Annotated in this window: 15 protein-coding genes and 1 pseudogene; 7 read left to right on the plus strand and 9 right to left on the minus strand. The window is 67.3% G+C overall.

Annotated features, from left to right (window positions below; all coding sequences use genetic code 11):
• Nucleotides 1–12: 12 nt before the first annotated feature.
• From OID54_RS05655 to OID54_RS05675, 5 genes and pseudogenes are all read right to left on the minus strand, one after another.
• Nucleotides 13–705 (minus strand): annotated as a pseudogene (locus OID54_RS05655) (B3/B4 domain-containing protein).
• 11 nt (nt 706–716) lie between these two features.
• Nucleotides 717–1,301, minus strand: a complete 585-nt coding sequence (locus OID54_RS05660) for a transglutaminase domain-containing protein (RefSeq protein ID WP_329014839.1) — start codon at nt 1,299–1,301, stop codon at nt 717–719.
• A gap of 77 nt (nt 1,302–1,378) precedes the next feature.
• Nucleotides 1,379–2,458, minus strand: a complete 1,080-nt coding sequence (locus OID54_RS05665) for a threonine aldolase family protein (protein WP_329014842.1) — start codon at nt 2,456–2,458, stop codon at nt 1,379–1,381.
• On the minus strand, nt 2,437–3,189 hold the full coding sequence (locus OID54_RS05670; RefSeq protein WP_329014844.1) for an SDR family NAD(P)-dependent oxidoreductase: 753 nt from the start codon (nt 3,187–3,189) through the stop codon (nt 2,437–2,439). Before OID54_RS05670 ends, OID54_RS05665 begins: the two co-directional genes overlap by 22 nt.
• A 26-nt stretch (nt 3,190–3,215) precedes the next feature.
• A complete protein-coding gene (locus tag OID54_RS05675; RefSeq protein ID WP_329014847.1) occupies nt 3,216–4,631 on the minus strand; it encodes a DUF6421 family protein in 1,416 nt (471 codons plus the stop codon).
• A gap of 455 nt (nt 4,632–5,086) precedes the next feature.
• On the opposite strand from OID54_RS05675, the gene OID54_RS05680 reads away from it, so the two are divergent.
• Nucleotides 5,087–5,770: a glycerophosphodiester phosphodiesterase gene (locus tag OID54_RS05680; protein ID WP_329014849.1), complete on the plus strand. Its 684-nt coding sequence runs from the start codon at nt 5,087–5,089 to the stop codon at nt 5,768–5,770.
• 152 nt (nt 5,771–5,922) lie between these two features.
• On the opposite strand, the gene OID54_RS05685 is transcribed toward OID54_RS05680, so the two are convergent.
• Nucleotides 5,923–6,492: a GNAT family N-acetyltransferase gene (locus OID54_RS05685; protein ID WP_329014851.1), complete on the minus strand. Its 570-nt coding sequence runs from the start codon at nt 6,490–6,492 to the stop codon at nt 5,923–5,925.
• Between the two features lie 257 nt (nt 6,493–6,749).
• On the opposite strand from OID54_RS05685, the gene OID54_RS05690 reads away from it, so the two are divergent.
• From OID54_RS05690 to OID54_RS05705, 4 genes are all read left to right on the plus strand, one after another.
• The gene (locus tag OID54_RS05690) at nt 6,750–7,298 is read left to right on the plus strand and encodes a DUF5134 domain-containing protein (RefSeq protein ID WP_329014854.1); all 549 of its coding nucleotides are present in this window, start codon (nt 6,750–6,752) and stop codon (nt 7,296–7,298) included.
• Between the two features lie 171 nt (nt 7,299–7,469).
• A complete protein-coding gene (locus OID54_RS05695) occupies nt 7,470–8,405 on the plus strand; it encodes a M56 family metallopeptidase (protein WP_329014857.1) in 936 nt (311 codons plus the stop codon).
• A 60-nt stretch (nt 8,406–8,465) separates the two neighbouring features.
• Complete coding sequence (locus tag OID54_RS05700) at nt 8,466–9,167, plus strand: phosphatase PAP2 family protein (protein ID WP_329014860.1); 702 nt, start codon at nt 8,466–8,468, stop codon at nt 9,165–9,167.
• 190 nt (nt 9,168–9,357) lie between these two features.
• Complete coding sequence (locus OID54_RS05705) at nt 9,358–10,020, plus strand: TetR/AcrR family transcriptional regulator (RefSeq protein WP_329014862.1); 663 nt, start codon at nt 9,358–9,360, stop codon at nt 10,018–10,020.
• On the opposite strand, the gene OID54_RS05710 is transcribed toward OID54_RS05705, so the two are convergent.
• Nucleotides 9,999–11,567, minus strand: a complete 1,569-nt coding sequence (locus tag OID54_RS05710) for an LVIVD repeat-containing protein (protein WP_329014864.1) — start codon at nt 11,565–11,567, stop codon at nt 9,999–10,001. The two genes, OID54_RS05705 and OID54_RS05710, sit on opposite strands and share 22 nt — an antisense overlap.
• A gap of 246 nt (nt 11,568–11,813) precedes the next feature.
• Between OID54_RS05710 and OID54_RS05715 the strand changes: the two genes are divergently transcribed.
• Entirely contained in the window at nt 11,814–12,434 is a 621-nt protein-coding gene (locus OID54_RS05715; RefSeq protein ID WP_329014866.1) for a DUF305 domain-containing protein, read from the plus strand.
• Between the two features lie 20 nt (nt 12,435–12,454).
• Here OID54_RS05715 and OID54_RS05720 read toward each other — a convergent pair whose 3' ends face one another.
• Complete coding sequence (locus tag OID54_RS05720) at nt 12,455–13,090, minus strand: DUF6214 family protein (RefSeq protein ID WP_329014869.1); 636 nt, start codon at nt 13,088–13,090, stop codon at nt 12,455–12,457.
• 185 nt (nt 13,091–13,275) lie between these two features.
• Between OID54_RS05720 and OID54_RS05725 the strand changes: the two genes are divergently transcribed.
• Entirely contained in the window at nt 13,276–14,655 is a 1,380-nt protein-coding gene (locus tag OID54_RS05725) for an FAD-dependent oxidoreductase (protein ID WP_329014872.1), read from the plus strand.
• 39 nt (nt 14,656–14,694) lie between these two features.
• Here the strand turns inward: OID54_RS05725 and OID54_RS05730 are convergent, their stop codons facing one another.
• Nucleotides 14,695–15,054, minus strand: coding sequence for an ArsR/SmtB family transcription factor (locus tag OID54_RS05730; RefSeq protein ID WP_329014875.1), 360 nt, complete (start codon nt 15,052–15,054; stop codon nt 14,695–14,697).
• Nucleotides 15,055–15,122 lie beyond the last annotated feature (68 nt).

The following is a 15,122-nucleotide window of genomic DNA, read 5'->3' on the forward strand; positions in this document are numbered from 1 at the left end:
CGAGGCGGCCGGTCAGTGCGGCGGGTGCACGATGATCCGCACCCCGGGGCTCACCTTCTCCAGCGCTTCGACGAGTTCGGCGCCGGCCGCTTCCAGTTCCGCGCGGGACATCGGGGGCAGTGACTCCAGGAGGAAGACGGCATTGACCGACTCCTCCGTGAGTCGGGTGCGGGGCCCTTGCCGCCAGTTCCACCGGCGGCAGGTGACGCCCGTGTCGTCGCGCCAGATGACCTAGCCCGGTTCCGGGTGCTCCACCGTCTCTTGGCCGGCCGCGAGCGTGGCGAATGTTTCCTGTCCGGTGGCTCGCACCAGCCGCATCCTTTCCGCGATGTGGTCGAGGTCCTCGCCTCCGACGGGAATCAGATGGGCCACGCTGATCGCGTTGTAGAGGTCGACCAGACGGTTGATGCGAGGGAGTCCGCCGTCCGTGAGAGCCCTCTTCGCCAGGGCCTCGGCGGAATTTCGCGTCCGGGAGGGCTTGGCGCCGAAGGCGGTGTAGGCCGCTCGCCAGGCGATCATGTGCGAGTCCTCGTGCGGGGCGCGTCCGTCGAGGCGTACGGCCAACCGGCGTGCGGCGTCGTCCAGCAAGGCCGAACTCGCGTCGTCGCTGGGCCCGTTCAGCAGGCCGTGCGCCTCGATGGCGAGATGGGTGAAGCCGGGAGCGAGAGCCGCTACGTCGGGGGAGACATCAAGGGTGAGCGCCATGCCGGAGTGCCTCATAGTTCTCTGGGGAGGTGGAGCCAGAGCGATTCACGATCGCTTGCGGTGGTGAGCGCGCGAAGCACTACCGGATGCGGTTCAGCGTACAGTACCGGATAGTCCACTTCATTGGACTCTGGGTTCACGGTGAAGGCCAGTCGCTCCCCGCCGAGTGAGAACCGGGCGTCGACGCCTGGCTTGTTGCCGCGCGGATCCTGTCGCGCCCATTCACCCCCGTTCGACATCCGTACGGCGACCAGGCCGTGGATCACCCCGAGGTTCTGGTAGCAGAGCGCCGTGGGGATGCCTTCGGCCCGGAGGAGCGCCGCCAGGGCGTGGGCCTTCGCGTAGCAGATACCCGTCCGCAGTCTCAGCACGTCAGAGGCGCGCCAGGTCACACGGGGGTCGTCGGCGTCGTGGGAGTGCGGCACTTCATCGCGTACGAAGTCGAAGGCGGCCTCGGCGTACGCCGAGGGGTCATCGTGGGCAACCGACGAGCGGAGGTCGGCAGCGATCTCCCGCACCAGCGGGTGCTGGTGATCGACGGCCTCGCTCGCCGCCAGATAGGCAGCGATGTCCGGGTCCTGCTGAATGAGCTTCATGCCCGTCGACCCTAAGCAAGCAGCCGACCGGATGCAATACATTTCCGGTCGGCCACATATTCATGCATAGGTCGGCGCTAGTGCGCCATCTCTTCCTTCAGCGCCTGGACGAAGGAGTCGACGTCGTCCTCGGAGGTGTCGAAGGAACACATCCAGCGGACGTCCCCCGCGGTCTCGTCCCAGAAGTAGAACCGGAAGCGGCGCTGCAAACGGCGGCTGACATCATGGGGCAGCCGGGCGAACACCGCATTGGCCTGGACGGGGTGGAGGATCTCCACTCCGTCGACGTCGCGCACTCCGGCCGCCAGCCGTTGGGCCATCGAGTTGGAGTGCCGCGCGTTGCGCAGCCACAGATCACGGGCGAGCAGTGCCTCCAGTTGCACGGAGACGAAACGCATCTTCGAGGCGAGTTGCATGGACATCTTGCGAAGGTGCTTCATATGGCTGACGGCGTCCGGGTTCAGGACGATGACCGCCTCCCCGAACAGCATCCCGTTCTTCGTACCACCGAAGGACAGCACGTCCACGCCCACCGCATTGGTGAACGTCCGCATGGGAACGTCCAGCGAGGCGGCGGCATTGGCTATGCGGGCCCCATCGAGATGGACCTTCATACCCCGCTCATGAGCGTGCTCGACGATGGCGCGGATCTCACCGGGCGTGTAGACCGTGCCCAGTTCGGTGTTCTGGGTGATGGACACGACCTGCGGCATCGCACGGTGCTCGTCCTCCCAACCCCATGCCTGTCGGTCGATGAGCTCGGGGGTGAGTTTCCCGTCCTCCGTGGGCACGGTGAGGAGCTTCAGCCCGCCCATGCGTTCGGGCGCACCGCCTTCGTCGACGTTGATGTGTGCGCTCTCGGCACAGATCACCGCGCCCCAGCGGTCGGTCAGCGCCTGGAGGGCGGTGACGTTGGCGCCGGTGCCGTTGAAGACGGGGAACGCCTCGGCCGTAGAACCGAAGTGGCTGTGCATCAGCCGCTGAAGGTGGTCCGTGTACTCGTCCTCGCCGTAGGAGACCTGGTGGCCGCCGTTGGCGAGGGCGAGTGCGGCCAGGACCTCTGGGTGCGCCCCCGCGTAGTTGTCGCTGGCGAAGCCACGGAGCGCGGGGTCGTGATGGCGTCGTGCGTCGGTCTTCACGGTCGGGGCGTCAGCCACAGGCGCTGTCCGTTCACTTCTGCGGCCGACCGGTCCCAGACGCCGGCGATGGATTCGGCCAGTTCGGCCACGTCCGTGAAGCCCGCGAACTTCGCGTTCGGGCGTTCGGCGCGCATCGCGTCGTGGACCAGGGCCTTGACGACCAGGATGGCGGCTGCGGCCTTGGGGCCCTGGTCGCCTCCGGCCTTGCCGAACGCATCGGCGAGTGCCAACGTCCACGCCTCGGCTGCGGCCTTGGCCGAAGCGTAGGCGGCGTTGCCCGCCGTGGGACTGCTCGCGCCGGCGGCGCTGATCAGTAGGTACCGGCCGCGATCGCTGCGCTGCAGTCCGTCGTGGAAGGCGAGGCTGGTGCTCTGGACGGTACGGATGAGCAGTCGCTCCAGGACGTCCCAGTCCCCCAATTCGGTGGCGGCGAAGGACGAGCTTCCCCGCCAGCCGCCGACCAGATGGACCAGTCCGTCGATCCGACCGAACTCCTTCTCCGTCTTGTCGGCCCATTCGCGGGTGGCGGCGAGATCGAGGAGGTCGACGGTGTCACCGGTGACGGTCGCTCCGCCGTGGGCGTAGCGAGCGGCGTCGACCGCGGAGGCCAGGCGCTCCGGGTCGGCGTCGGACCCCACCACGATCGCCCCGGCCTCGGCCAGTCGCAGCAGGGTCGCCCGACCAGCGGGGCCTGCTGCTCCGGCGACCGCGATGACGGCACCTTCCAACGGACCGCCTGCGTTCGTCATACTCGTCGCCTCCTGTGTACGTATGCTCACGCGGCTGCCCCGGGAGCGGCTTCGACGTTCCGGGTGCGCTCTGCGGTGATCCCCTTCGTGGAGGCGATCACGTTCTTCAGCTTCTTGGCGAGTGCCTCGTAGAACATGCTGAGCGGGAACTCGTCGGGAAGCACGTCGTCCACCAGTTTACGAGGGGGCTGGGTCAGGTCGAGGGCGTCGGGACCCTTGGCCCAGCGGGAGCCGGGGTGCGGGGCGAGGTAGGTGGAGACCAGCTCGTACGCCGCGAACCAGTGGACGAGCTTGGGGCGGTCGATGCCGTCGCGGTAGAGCTGCTCGATCTCGCCGCAGAGCTGGTTCGTGACCTGGGGCGCCCGCTCCCAGTCGATCTTCAGTGTGTTGTCGGTCCAACGCACCACGTCGTGCTTGTGGAGGTAGGCGAAGAGGAGCTGGCCGCCGAGACCGTCGTAGTTGCGCACGCGCTCGCCGGTGACGGGGAACCGGAACATGCGGTCGAAGAGGACGGCGTACTGGACGTCCCGCCCCTGCGCGACACCGTCGGCCTCCAGGTGCACGGCCTCCTTGAAGGCCGTGAGGTCGCAGCGCAGCTCCTCCAGCCCGTACATCCAAAACGGCTGCCGCTGCTTGATCATGAACGGGTCGAACGGCAGGTCTCCATGGCTGTGGGTGCGATCGTGGACCATGTCCCACAGGACGAACGCCTCTTGGCAGCGCTGCTGGTCCTCCACCATCTCCTCGATGTCCGCGGGGAGTTCGAGGCCGAGGATGTCGACGGCGGCGGTGGTGACGGCGCGGAAGCGCGCGGCCTCGCGGTCACAGAAGATACCGCCCCAGGTGAAGCGTTCGGGAGCCTCGCGGACGGCGATGGTCTCCGGGAAGAGCACCGCGGAGTTGGTGTCGTAGCCGGAGGTGAAGTCTTCGAAGGTGATGCCGCAGAAGAGGGGGTTGTCGTACCGCGTCCGCTCCAGTTCGGCGAGCCACTCGGGCCAGACCATGCGCAGCACGACCGCTTCGAGATTGCGGTCCGGATTGCCGTTCTGCGTGTACATCGGGAAGACCACCAGGTGCTGGAGGCCGTCCGCACGTGAAGCGGCGGGCTGGAAGGCGAGGAGGGAGTCGAGGAAGTCCGGCACGCCGAAGGCGCCGTCGGCCCACTTGCGCAGATCCGCTACGAGCGCGCGGTGATATTCGGCGTCGTGCGGAAGGAGGGGGGAGAGTTCCTCGACCGCATCGGCGACCTGGCCGAGCACGGTCTCGGCGCCGGCGCGGGTCGGTGCGTCGTCGGCGTCGAGGTCGATCGAGCCGTCCTTGGACTGCCAGCCTCGGATCTCCTCGACGGCATTCTTGAGCCGGGGCCAAGCCGGGTGGTCCACCACCCGGTCGGCAATGGATATGGCCGCTACAACAGCGTCCTGCACAAGAATTTCCGTCATGTCACTTCCTCCACGGGAGAACCTCGCGTCAAGACACCGTATCCATTTAACCTTCTTCCGGACAAGTGGCATCTAGCAAAATATCCTGCAACTACCCATGATCACCGGAAGGTTTCCGGTGAAGGAAGCTACCCGCGATGTCTTCCGCTATTCATGCTCCGCATCGAGTCGGCATCCCGTCACGCCATCGCTCCCTTCTCGCCAGCCGCCAGGCACGACTTTCGGACGTCCCGTCGCGCCCCGGCCACCGTCCGGCGTCAAGCTCCCGGAGGACGCGCCCACGGACGGGGGACACTCCTTCTTCCAGGGGACCACGAAGCACACCGACAGACCACTTCACCCGACCGTGCGGGCACCATTGCCCGACCCCGTCCGGCTACTAGGCTGCCTCCTTGCCGAGCGGTGCCGTCAGGCGACGCCGCACGGAATCCGCCGTCGACGGAAGCGAGAGAATCTTGACGTTCCTCACCATCGGTCATCGCGGGGTCATGGGCGTGGAGCCGGAGAACACCCTGCGCTCCTTCATCCGGGCCGAACGGTCCGGGATGGACGCGATCGAGCTGGACCTGCACCTCAGCAAGGACGGCGCGCTCGTCGTCATGCACGACGCGGACGTGGACCGCACGACCGACGGAAGCGGTCCCATCGCCGAGAAGACACTCGCCGAGGTGCGCGGACTGGACGCGGGGAAGGGCGAACGGGTACCGGTCTTCGAGGAAGTGCTCGACGCCGTGCAGGCTCCGCTCCAGGCGGAGATCAAGGACGTGGCGGCAGCCCGCGCGCTCGCCGCGGTCATCCGCCGTCGCGACCTGCTCGACCGGATCACCGTCTCGTCGTTCCATGACGAGGCGGTGGCGGAGATCGCCGCGCTCGTACCCGGTGTACAGACCGTGCTGATCGCGAGCAGATGGGAGTCGGACATCGTCGATCGGGCGAAGGCCGTGGGCGCGGGCGCGCTCGCACTCAACATCCGGCGGCTGACGCTGGAGACCGTGGAACACGCCCACGAGGAAGCGATCGCGGTGATCGGCTGGGTGGTGAACACCCCGGAACACCTTCGACTGGTCCGAGCCCTGGAACTCGACGGCGCGACCACGGACTACCCGGCGATCAAACGCACCGGACGCTTCACCGCCTAGCGGTCACAGCTGTCGCTCGACCCGTGCCCACGGGTCGAGCGACAGAGCCGGCAGGGCTGGCAGAGCCCAGTCGATGACCGGTTGCAGCCCCCTCGTCGCGAGCCCCCCGTACGGCGCCAGTCGTCGAGCACGACCTATGCGATCTATGCGATCTATGCGAGGTTCTTTACCAACAGTTCGAACGCGAGGTCGTCGCGGAGCGGGATGCCGAAGCGGGCATCGCCGTACGGGAACGGGGTCATCTCGCCGGTACGCCGGTAGCCGCGGCGCTCGTACCAGGCGATGAGGTCGTCCCGTACCGAGATCACGGTCATCTGCATCGACTTAACACCCCAGGTCTCACGAGCGGTCCGTTCCGCCTCGGCGAGGACCCGCCGCCCCAGACCGCCGCCCTGGGCGTTCGGACGCACCGCGAACATGCCGAAGTACGCCGCGTCACCGCGGTGCTCCAACTGACAGCACGCGATCAGTTCCCCCGACTGCTCCACCATGAGCAGTCGACTCCCGCGGGTGGAGATGACCCGGCGGACATCGTCCGCGTCCGTACGCCCGCCGGCGAGGAGGTCGGCTTCGGTCGTCCAGCCGCCCCGGCTCGCCTCGCCCCGATACGCGGAGTGGATCAGCTCGACCAGTGCCGGGGCATCGGCCTCCACCGCATCCTTGAAGGTGATCTCGTCGGGGAAGGCGATCTCGTCGGGCTCACGGGGTGGTGCGGTATCCATGGCGGCGCTCTCCTGCTTCCTCCGCACGGGGCGGGCGGGTACCCGGCCCGGTTCGGCTGGGTACGGACGCCCCGAGGGTACGGGGTGCGCCCCCCGTTCCGCGCCGGGGTGGATGCATCGCACATGTGCAGACCCGTGAGCAGTGGTCACGGGTCTTGTGCTCCCGGCACACCCCTGTGCGCCCCGGTGCGCTCCTGCTCCCGATGGGCATCGACCTGTCGGGGGAACCGAGGAGCCAGTGGGAGGGGGAGGCCGCCATGCATGGCCCCGCAGTGTCCGGCTGGCTGCTCGTCGCCCTCTGCGGCGGAACCGGTACGTACGGTCTGATCCAACTGCGGACCCGCTCGGGTCCGACCCGCGAGGCGGTGGGCGGCGAGGCACTGATGGGGTGCGGTATGGCCGCCATGGCGGTGCCGACGGCTGCGTTCGCCCCTCCGGACTGGGCCTGGACGGTGTACGCGGTCGTCTACGGCGGTGCCGCGGTCGCGGCGCTGCGGGCGCCGCCCCGGGGCGTCCACCATCTGCACCATCTCATCGGCCTCCTCGCCATGGTCTATATGGCGATCGCGATGGCGTACGGCGATGCGCACTCCGGCCATGCGGCGGGGGGTCTGCCCGCGCTGACGGGCGCTCTGGCGGTGTACTACGCCGGCTATGTACTGGCATTCGCCGCCCGGCTCGCCCCGAGGGCGGCGCAAAAGGTCGGCACGGTCCTGATCGAACCTTCCGACGTGCCTCCGGAGATGCTGACGGCCTGCCGACTGGCCATGGGGGTCGCCATGTTGGCGATGCTGCTGATGCTGTGAATCGTCACCTCAGGACGGTAGGACCGAAGGCTCTTCACCTTTTCTGAACACCCATCCATTCTGGGCATTCGTCCGCTCTTGACAGCTCATGACGGCCAGAAACCGTGGCGTACGTCACTTGCCGCGCGTGATCGTACGCACAGATAGTTCCCGCCTCATAAGGTGACGAACATGTTGGTCTCCCTTGTGCTGCTGTCGATCGGAGCACTGGCCGCCGTGCTGGCACCGCGGCTCGTGTCGCGCGCCGATTGGTTGGAGCGCGAGCCGATCGTCGCCCTGTGGGTGTGGCAGTGCGTGGTGGTGGCGGTGCTGCTCTCCTTCGCGCTCTCGATGACCTTCAGTGCGGCTGCCGCCTGGCAACTGGTCAGGGGGCAGGTCTTCGCCCCGGCGCCCAGCGCGGTCGTGGACGCCTATGCACTGGGGACCGACCAGCCGTGGGCCGCAGGTCTCGCAGTGGCCCTGGCCTGCGGTGGCCTCTGGACTCTCGCGATGCTCACGCGCGAGATCACCGGTGCCCGGACCCGCCGCAAACGACATCGTGCCGAGCTTTTGGTGCGGGCCCCCTTGATGCCGGGTGAGGCCACGGCAGGCGATCGACTCGTGGTGCTCGAAGGTGCCCGTCCCGGAGCCTGGTGGCTACCGGGTACAGCGCCCCAACTCGTTGTCACCACGGCCGCGTTGCGTCGTTTGAAGGGCCGCCAACTCGATGCCGTACTGGCGCATGAACACGGACACGCCCGCTTCCGGCACGACTGGCTCCTCCACTGCTCGGCCGCACTCGCCAACGGCTTTCCACAGATCCCGGTGTTCGCCGCGTTCCGGGACGAGATGCACCGCCTGGTGGAACTGGCAGCGGACGATGTGGCCTCCAAGCGGTTCGGGCGGCTGACGATCGCCCTCGCGCTCGTCGAACTCAACGAGGACCGCGGAGTGTTCGGCCCCTGCCCCACTCCTGATGCCCAGCTGCCACAGCGCGTCCATCGACTCCTGTCCGCGACACCGCGACTGACCGCGGGCCGCAGGCTCCGACTGACGGCGGCAGCGGCTTTCGTCCCGGTGGTTCCGCTGCTGGTGGCGTTCGTACCTGCGATCCTGGCTCTGGGCTGATCTTCAAGGAGTCGCGCAACCGATGGCGGTACATCCCGCCGGAGGGGGAAGATCCTCCCCATGCTCTCCCCACGATCCGCGCCCCCCGTCCGTCAGGCGCCCAGTTCCTCCCGCGTCAAGCTCATCCGCGCCGGCCTCGCCCTGTCCGTCGCGGCGATCGTCCTGCTGGTGCTGGTCGCCCTCTCCTGGTCTCCGCTGATCTCCTTCGACCGATCGATCTCCACCACCTGGCACCGGTGGGCCGTGGACGCGCCCGGTCTGGTCCGGTTCAACCGCATCCTCAGCGACTGGGTGTGGGATCCATGGACCATGCGCGCATTGATCGCGGTGGCCTTCTGCTGGTTGTGGTGGCGACGCGAGCGACTGCTCGCGGTCTGGATCGCGGTCACCAGCGCGACGGGGACCTTCCTCCAGCAAGGCGTCAAAGCAGCGGTCGGACGGGAGCGGCCCCAGTGGCCCGACCCGGTGGATTCCGCGCACTACGCGGCGTTCCCCTCCGGGCATGCGCTGACGGCGACGGTGACCTGCGGACTGCTGTTGTGGCTGCTGGTCCGCCACGGCGCGGGCACCAGGGTCTGGCGGTGGAGCCTGGTCGCGGCAGTCGTCTCGGTGATCGGTGTGGGCTTGACCCGGCTCTTCCTCGGTGTGCACTGGCCGAGTGATGTGCTGGAGGGCTGGTTGATGGGCATGGCCTGGGTGGCCTTCTCCATCACCGCGTACGACCGGTTCATGCGCTCCCGGCAGGGCTCGGACGCTCCTTAAGGGCTGTCCCGTAATACTCGGCGGGCGCACGACGACAGCCCTAGCGGCGCACCCGGGATACAGCGCTGCCCGGACCGGGCGATCCCCCGCGTCGCCCGGTCCGGGCAGCCCCTCCGCACGGACCTCACCGGCCCGACGACGGAATGCGCTGAGTATATTGGCTCGGAGCCAGTCAACGCAGGAGACCAGCATGTCCCCACGACGCCCGTCGGTCAATGAAGAACTCCGTCGGCGTTCCCGGGAACGGCTTCTTCAGGCAACCGTGGAGTTGGTGGGCGAGCGGGGATTCGAGGCGACGACGCTCGCCGACATCGCCGACCGGGCCGGGTCGGCGCGCGGCCTGGTCTCGTACTACTTTCCCGGCAAGCGCCAACTCTTCCAGTCGGCCGTGCACCGGCTGATGCACCGAACCCTCGAAGCCGCCCTGCAGCGCGAGCCGCTCTCGGACGACGGCCTTGAGGTACTGGCCCGTGCGATCGACGCGGTGCTCGGACTCGCTGCGGACCGTCCCCTTCTGATGCGGACGCACATGTCGGGGGTGCTCCAGGCGGAGGGGTTCGTGCAATGCCCCGAGCAACAACGACTGGCGGCGCTTCTGCGGGGTGCGGTGGAGCGGTACGGATCCCATCAGGTGGACGTCGACTATCCGTTGTTGCGAGCCCAGCTGATGGGTGCGGTGTTCGCCATGGTGTTGCCCGGCGCTGCGATGCCGCTCGGCGATCTGCGCTCGGAGTTGTTCCAACGGTACGGACTCGATTGGGAACTGGGTGTTCCGCCGGGTGGAGAACCACCCGGCGGAACACGTCATGCGGCGAGCGGCCTGATCAGAGATCAGTCACGATCGCGGTCGTGACCATGGCCGTGACCGCGGTCATCGTCGTCATCGTCGTCGTCATCATCGTCACGGTCGAAGTAGTCGGGCTGGGTCTGGACGTTGAGCTCATCCAGCCATACGCGCTTCGCGGGGTCCGTACGCCTGTCGTTGATCTTCAGGACGTCGAAACCCTTCTCCATGTCGTTGGAGTAGACGTACCCGTTGTAGTAGTACGCGGACCAGGAGCCTCCTGAGATGGACTGGGTCGCGGAGATGGGACCGCGCTCGAAGTAGCCGATCTCCTGGGGGCGGGACGAGTTGGTGAAGTCCCAGACGGAGACACCGCCCTGGTACCACGCCTGGACCATGAGGTCCTTGCCCTTGACCGGGATGATCGAGCCGTTGTGCGCCACGCAGTTCTCGGTGGTGCCCTGGTGGCGCGGGATCTTGAAGTAGCTACGGAAGATCAGCTTCTGCCGGTCTCCCTTGCCGACGAGGTCGTAGATGCCGTTGGCACCGCGCTTCGGGCCGACCTCTGCGTTACAGGTCGGGGCACCGCCGCCGCCGAGCTCATCGGTGAAGACGATCTTGTTGGCGCCCTGGTTGAAGGTGGCCGAGTGCCAGAACGCGAAGTTCACGTTGTCCTGAACACGGTCGATGACCTTGGGCCGCTCGGGGTCCTTGATCGAGAACAGGATGCCGTCACCCATGCAGGCGCCGGCGGCCAGGTCCTTCGAGGGCAGGACGGTGATGTCGTGGCAGCCCGTGGTCTTGGAGACACCCGGATTGGTGGGCCCACCGGGGTTGCCACCGCCGTCGGGACCCTCACCCGGGAAGAGCACCGGGAAGTTGACGACCTTGGCCTGCTGGGGAGCCTTCCGCGGCACCTTGATGATCGAGATGCCGTCGTGCGGGGGCTGGCAGTCCGGGAGCGCCACGTTCGGCGAGTAGGAGGAAACGTAGATGTAGACGTTGCGACCGTCGGGTACCAGCGTGTTGGTGTGTGAACCACACGCGGTCTCCACAGCAGCGACGTACTTGGGGTTGCGCTTGTCGCTGATGTCGAAGATCTTCATGCCCTCCCACGAAGCCTTGATGGCCCCGGACTGCGACGTGCTGGCGCACGAGCTGTCACTCCGTGAGGAGTCGGTGGACAGGAAGAGCAGGTTCCCGGAGACCGAGATGTCGTTCTGGCTACCGGGGCACAGAACCTGCGAGACGGTCTTCGGCGCCTTCGGGTTGCTGATGTCGAAGATGCGGAAACCGTCGTAGTTGCCCGCGAAGGCGTACTTACCCTGGAAAGCCAGGTCAGAGTTGATGCCCTTGAGCGCGTCCTTGGGGATGTTGGTGATGTGCTCGACGTTCTTGCTGCGGACGACCTCGTCCACGCCGGGTATGTCACCGTTCTGAATGGCGGACCGCGTCTTGGACAGTTCGCTGGAAGTGGCCTCCTTCTCGACGGGGTCCCCGGGGCCGGGGACGGCGACGGCGGGGCCCGCCGTCAGCAATGTGGCAAGCAATCCGGCCGCGGCGGCTGCCACGCCCAAACGTCTGCGCCGCACGCGGGTGGTGTGCAACAGGGTCACTGCGTCCTCCCTAGTCTCCGTTCCTAGCGGAACGGTTCACGGACCCCGGCAGTATCTTCCTTTGCGTGGCCATATCAATAGATGGCTACACACACGTAATGAAAGTTTCTGATCGAATCACGTGGGAAGCGTGCTAGGACTGTCGCCAAACAGGCACCAAACGGTCGCCAAACATCGCAAGTGCCCCAGGAGGTATCCGTGTTCAACCGCCGACGGAATAGACGTGTTCGCATATCGGTGACCGCAATGGCCGTCACCGCAGCCGTACTCGCCCTGGGAGCCTGCGAGTCGGAGTCCGACGCACCGGCCAAGTCCAAGGGGACAAGCACCGCTTCAGTGGTTGCACCGGGCAAACCGGGCGAGCCGGCGCGAACGATCTCCGCGGAGGAGGCTGCCAAGTCCATACCCGACGACTCGCCCAACCACGCAGACTTCGGCTACGTGGAGATGATGATCGAGCATCACGGACAGGCGCTCACCATGACGGCGCTGGCCCCGGGGCGAGCGGAATCCGTCAAGGTGAAGGGTTTGGCCGAACGCATCGCCGCATCGCAGAAGCCCGAGATCACCGCGATGCGGGGCTGGTTGGCGAACCACAGCCGGGACAAGCCGAAGGGCGGCCACCATGAACACGGTTCCGAGCCGATGCCTGGCATGGCGACCGAGGCGCAGTTGAAGCAGTTGGGCGCCGCGAAGGGAAAGGCGTTCGACGAACTCTTCCTGAAGCTGATGATCGTTCACCATGAGGGTGCCGTCACCATGGCGGCCGAAGCTCTCTCCACCGGCAACAACATCCTCGTCCAGGAGATGGCCAACGATGTGATCGCCCAACAGACCAGCGAGATCGGGCGCATGGAGAGGTTGTGACGAAGAATCGTCGAACTCCCTCACCACCCCCGGCGGCGGTTGTGTCGTGAGGGGAGGAGGCCCTCGTCACGGGCGCCGGCGATGACCCGCAGCGACTTGCGACGACTGCGACCGGTAGCACTCATCACAGCGAGGACTGGATCGAGTCCTTGCTGCTGGGCGGCCAGATAGGCGTCAGCGGCCCGCCGTCGTGCCGCCCTGCCGCGAAGTCGGGCCGGGCGGACACGGCGGTGGCCTGGCACCGCTGACCCTCCGTCGATCCGATCGCCCGGCGACTGCGGGAGGGCGGTCGCCCCCTCGCCCGAGGGGGCGGGCCCGCGACGGTGGTCCTCGGCTGTCGAGCGGGAGGTGTCGCACTCCTCGACGTCCGATCCGTCGACGATGGCCCGGCATGCTTCCGTCACAGGGGTCCCGATCCGATCACCCAGTACCGCGAGGCTCTCCAGCGGGAGGGGCGGATGGGCGTGCATCTCCTCGACCGCCCAGTTTCCTCGGTCGGCCACCGCCATCACATCGAGCCGAACGCCATCGGCGAAGGTCAGTCGCACATCGATCCAGGAAGAAGACGCACGCCGCACATCGCCCGACGGGTCTGCGGAAGTGGTCGTCGCAGTGCCATGGCTCTGCACTTCCCAGACCGGCGGATACGGCAGCACATTTGGTTGATATTCATCGGTTACGTTAAGAAGCCCACTTTCTTCCATAATTAGCACGTAACCAGTCAATCTCCTGCAAATTGTGACGCCGCACAGGCTGCGACACGCAAGGCACCCTGTCAGCTCATCTCCCCGGGACTTCCGACCGGTGCCATGCTGGAAGCCCTGGTGGAAGGAGTGCGACCGTGCTTCGCATCGCCGTCGTGGGATCGGGGCCCAGCGGGATCTATGCCGCACAGGGCCTCGTCCAACAGGCCCGGGTACCGAACATCGAGGTCCATGTCCTGGACCGGTTGCCCTGCCCGTACGGCCTTGTGCGGTACGGGGTGGCACCCGACCACACGAAGATCAAGTCGCTCCAGTCCAACCTCCGGACCGTGTTGGAGCATGAGCGGATCACATTCGTCGGGCATATCGAGGTGGGCTCCCACGGCCTCACTCCGGAACGGCTCCTTGGGCTCTACCACGCCGTGGTGTACTGCGTCGGCGCGGCCCGGGACCGCCAGCTCGGCATCCCGGGTGAGGATCTTCCCGGTAGTCACTCCGCTACCGACTTCGTCTCCTGGTACAGCGCCCACCCCGACGCGACGCGGAACGGATTCGCCCTCTCCACCGGGACGGCCGTAGTGATCGGCGTGGGCAATGTGGCCGTCGACGTGGCGCGCATCCTGGCTCGCTCGGCACAGGAACTGACACCGACCGATGTGCCCCAGGACGTACTGGACGCACTGGGGCGCAGCCGGGTGCGCGATGTGCACATGGTGGGTCGGCGTGGCCCCTCCCAGGCGAGGTTCACCACCAAGGAGCTGCGCGAGTTGGGATCCCTGCCATCCGCTCGGATGGTCGTCACCCCCGCCGATCTCGCCCTGGATCCCGCGTATGCCGACGCCTCGGGCGTCACGGCAGCCGCCCTCCCTGCTGTCAACCGTCGCAATCTCGACACCGTACGGACCTGGGGCGACGAGTCGGACCCGGCTCCGCGATCACCGAACGGACCCCGTATCCACCTGCGGTTCTTCCTTCGTCCCGTGGAGTTCTTGGAAGCGGATGGCGCAGTGGCGGGGGTGCGGTTCGAGCGGACCGCTCCGGACGGGCTGGGTGGCGTGCAGGGCACGGGCGCGTACGAGGACATCGCAGCCGGGTTGGTGCTACGGGCGGTCGGCTATCGCGGAGTGCCGCTGCCCGGCCTCCCCTTCGACGCCGATCGGGGAACCGTGCCCCACCGGGACGGGCGGGTGCTGCGCGGTGGGAAGCCTTCGCCCGGCGAGTACGTCGCCGGTTGGATCAAGAGGGGGCCCACCGGGGTGATCGGTACCAACCGTCCGTGCGCCAAGGAGACGGTGGCGTCGCTGCTGGACGACGCGGGTGCGTTGGTGCAACGGTCCGTGGTCGAGGATCCCTTGCGAGAGCTGAGGGCCTCGGGTCATCGCCCGGTGCTCTGGGCGGGCTGGCGGGCGATCGAGGCCGCCGAGGAGGAGTTGGGCCGCTCCCTGGGCCGCCCGTCGGTGAAGATCACGGGTTGGGACGACCTCCTGGCGGCGGCCCTCGGCCGGGGCGGGTCGTGAAGCAGTGCCGTCCGGCCAGGTGTGCAGCCAGGCGGGTGGTCAGTCCTCGGTGAGCGACGTCATGCGCTCGGACTGACGAGCGACGGCGGCGAGCACGGCGTCGAGCAGTCCCGGGAAGAGTGCGTCCAGATCGTCGCGGCGCAGGCCGTTCATCTTGGCGGTGCCCTGGTAGACCTGGCGGATCACACCGCTCTCCCTTAGTACGCGGAAGTGGTGTGTGGTGGTCGACTTGGTGACCGGCAGACTGAAGTCCGAGCAGGAGACCTGGTCTTCGGATGCTGCGAGAGCGCTGACCACACGCAATCGCATGGGGTCCGAAAGTGCGTGGAGCAGGCTCTCCAGCCGGATCTCCGCACGGGTGGGATGGGCGAGTTCACGGGTGCTGGTCACACTGTCCATGCTGGCTCTCCTTCGTCGATCGGCTGACCGAGCAGTCGGCTGAGCAGCCGGTTGACTGAGCGGCTGAG

The organism is Streptomyces sp. NBC_00690 (assembly GCF_036226685.1).
Lineage (GTDB): Bacteria > Actinomycetota > Actinomycetes > Streptomycetales > Streptomycetaceae > Streptomyces.

What these genes read in the sequence shown, in the direction of transcription:
- OID54_RS05700 (WP_329014860.1), top strand. Translation starts at nt 8,466, where the DNA reads ATGCTCTCCCCACGATCCGCGCCCCCCGTCCGTCAGGCGCCCAGTTCC.
- OID54_RS05705 (WP_329014862.1), top strand. Translation starts at nt 9,358, where the DNA reads ATGTCCCCACGACGCCCGTCGGTCAATGAAGAACTCCGTCGGCGTTCC.
- OID54_RS05690 (WP_329014854.1), top strand. Translation starts at nt 6,750, where the DNA reads ATGCATGGCCCCGCAGTGTCCGGCTGGCTGCTCGTCGCCCTCTGCGGC.
- OID54_RS05695 (WP_329014857.1), top strand. Translation starts at nt 7,470, where the DNA reads ATGTTGGTCTCCCTTGTGCTGCTGTCGATCGGAGCACTGGCCGCCGTG.
- OID54_RS05675 (WP_329014847.1), bottom strand. Translation starts at nt 4,631, where the DNA reads ATGACGGAAATTCTTGTGCAGGACGCTGTTGTAGCGGCCATATCCATT.
- OID54_RS05715 (WP_329014866.1), top strand. Translation starts at nt 11,814, where the DNA reads ATGGCCGTCACCGCAGCCGTACTCGCCCTGGGAGCCTGCGAGTCGGAG.
- OID54_RS05685 (WP_329014851.1), bottom strand. Translation starts at nt 6,492, where the DNA reads ATGGATACCGCACCACCCCGTGAGCCCGACGAGATCGCCTTCCCCGAC.
- OID54_RS05660 (WP_329014839.1), bottom strand. Translation starts at nt 1,301, where the DNA reads ATGAAGCTCATTCAGCAGGACCCGGACATCGCTGCCTATCTGGCGGCG.
- OID54_RS05670 (WP_329014844.1), bottom strand. Translation starts at nt 3,189, where the DNA reads ATGACGAACGCAGGCGGTCCGTTGGAAGGTGCCGTCATCGCGGTCGCC.
- OID54_RS05730 (WP_329014875.1), bottom strand. Translation starts at nt 15,054, where the DNA reads ATGGACAGTGTGACCAGCACCCGTGAACTCGCCCATCCCACCCGTGCG.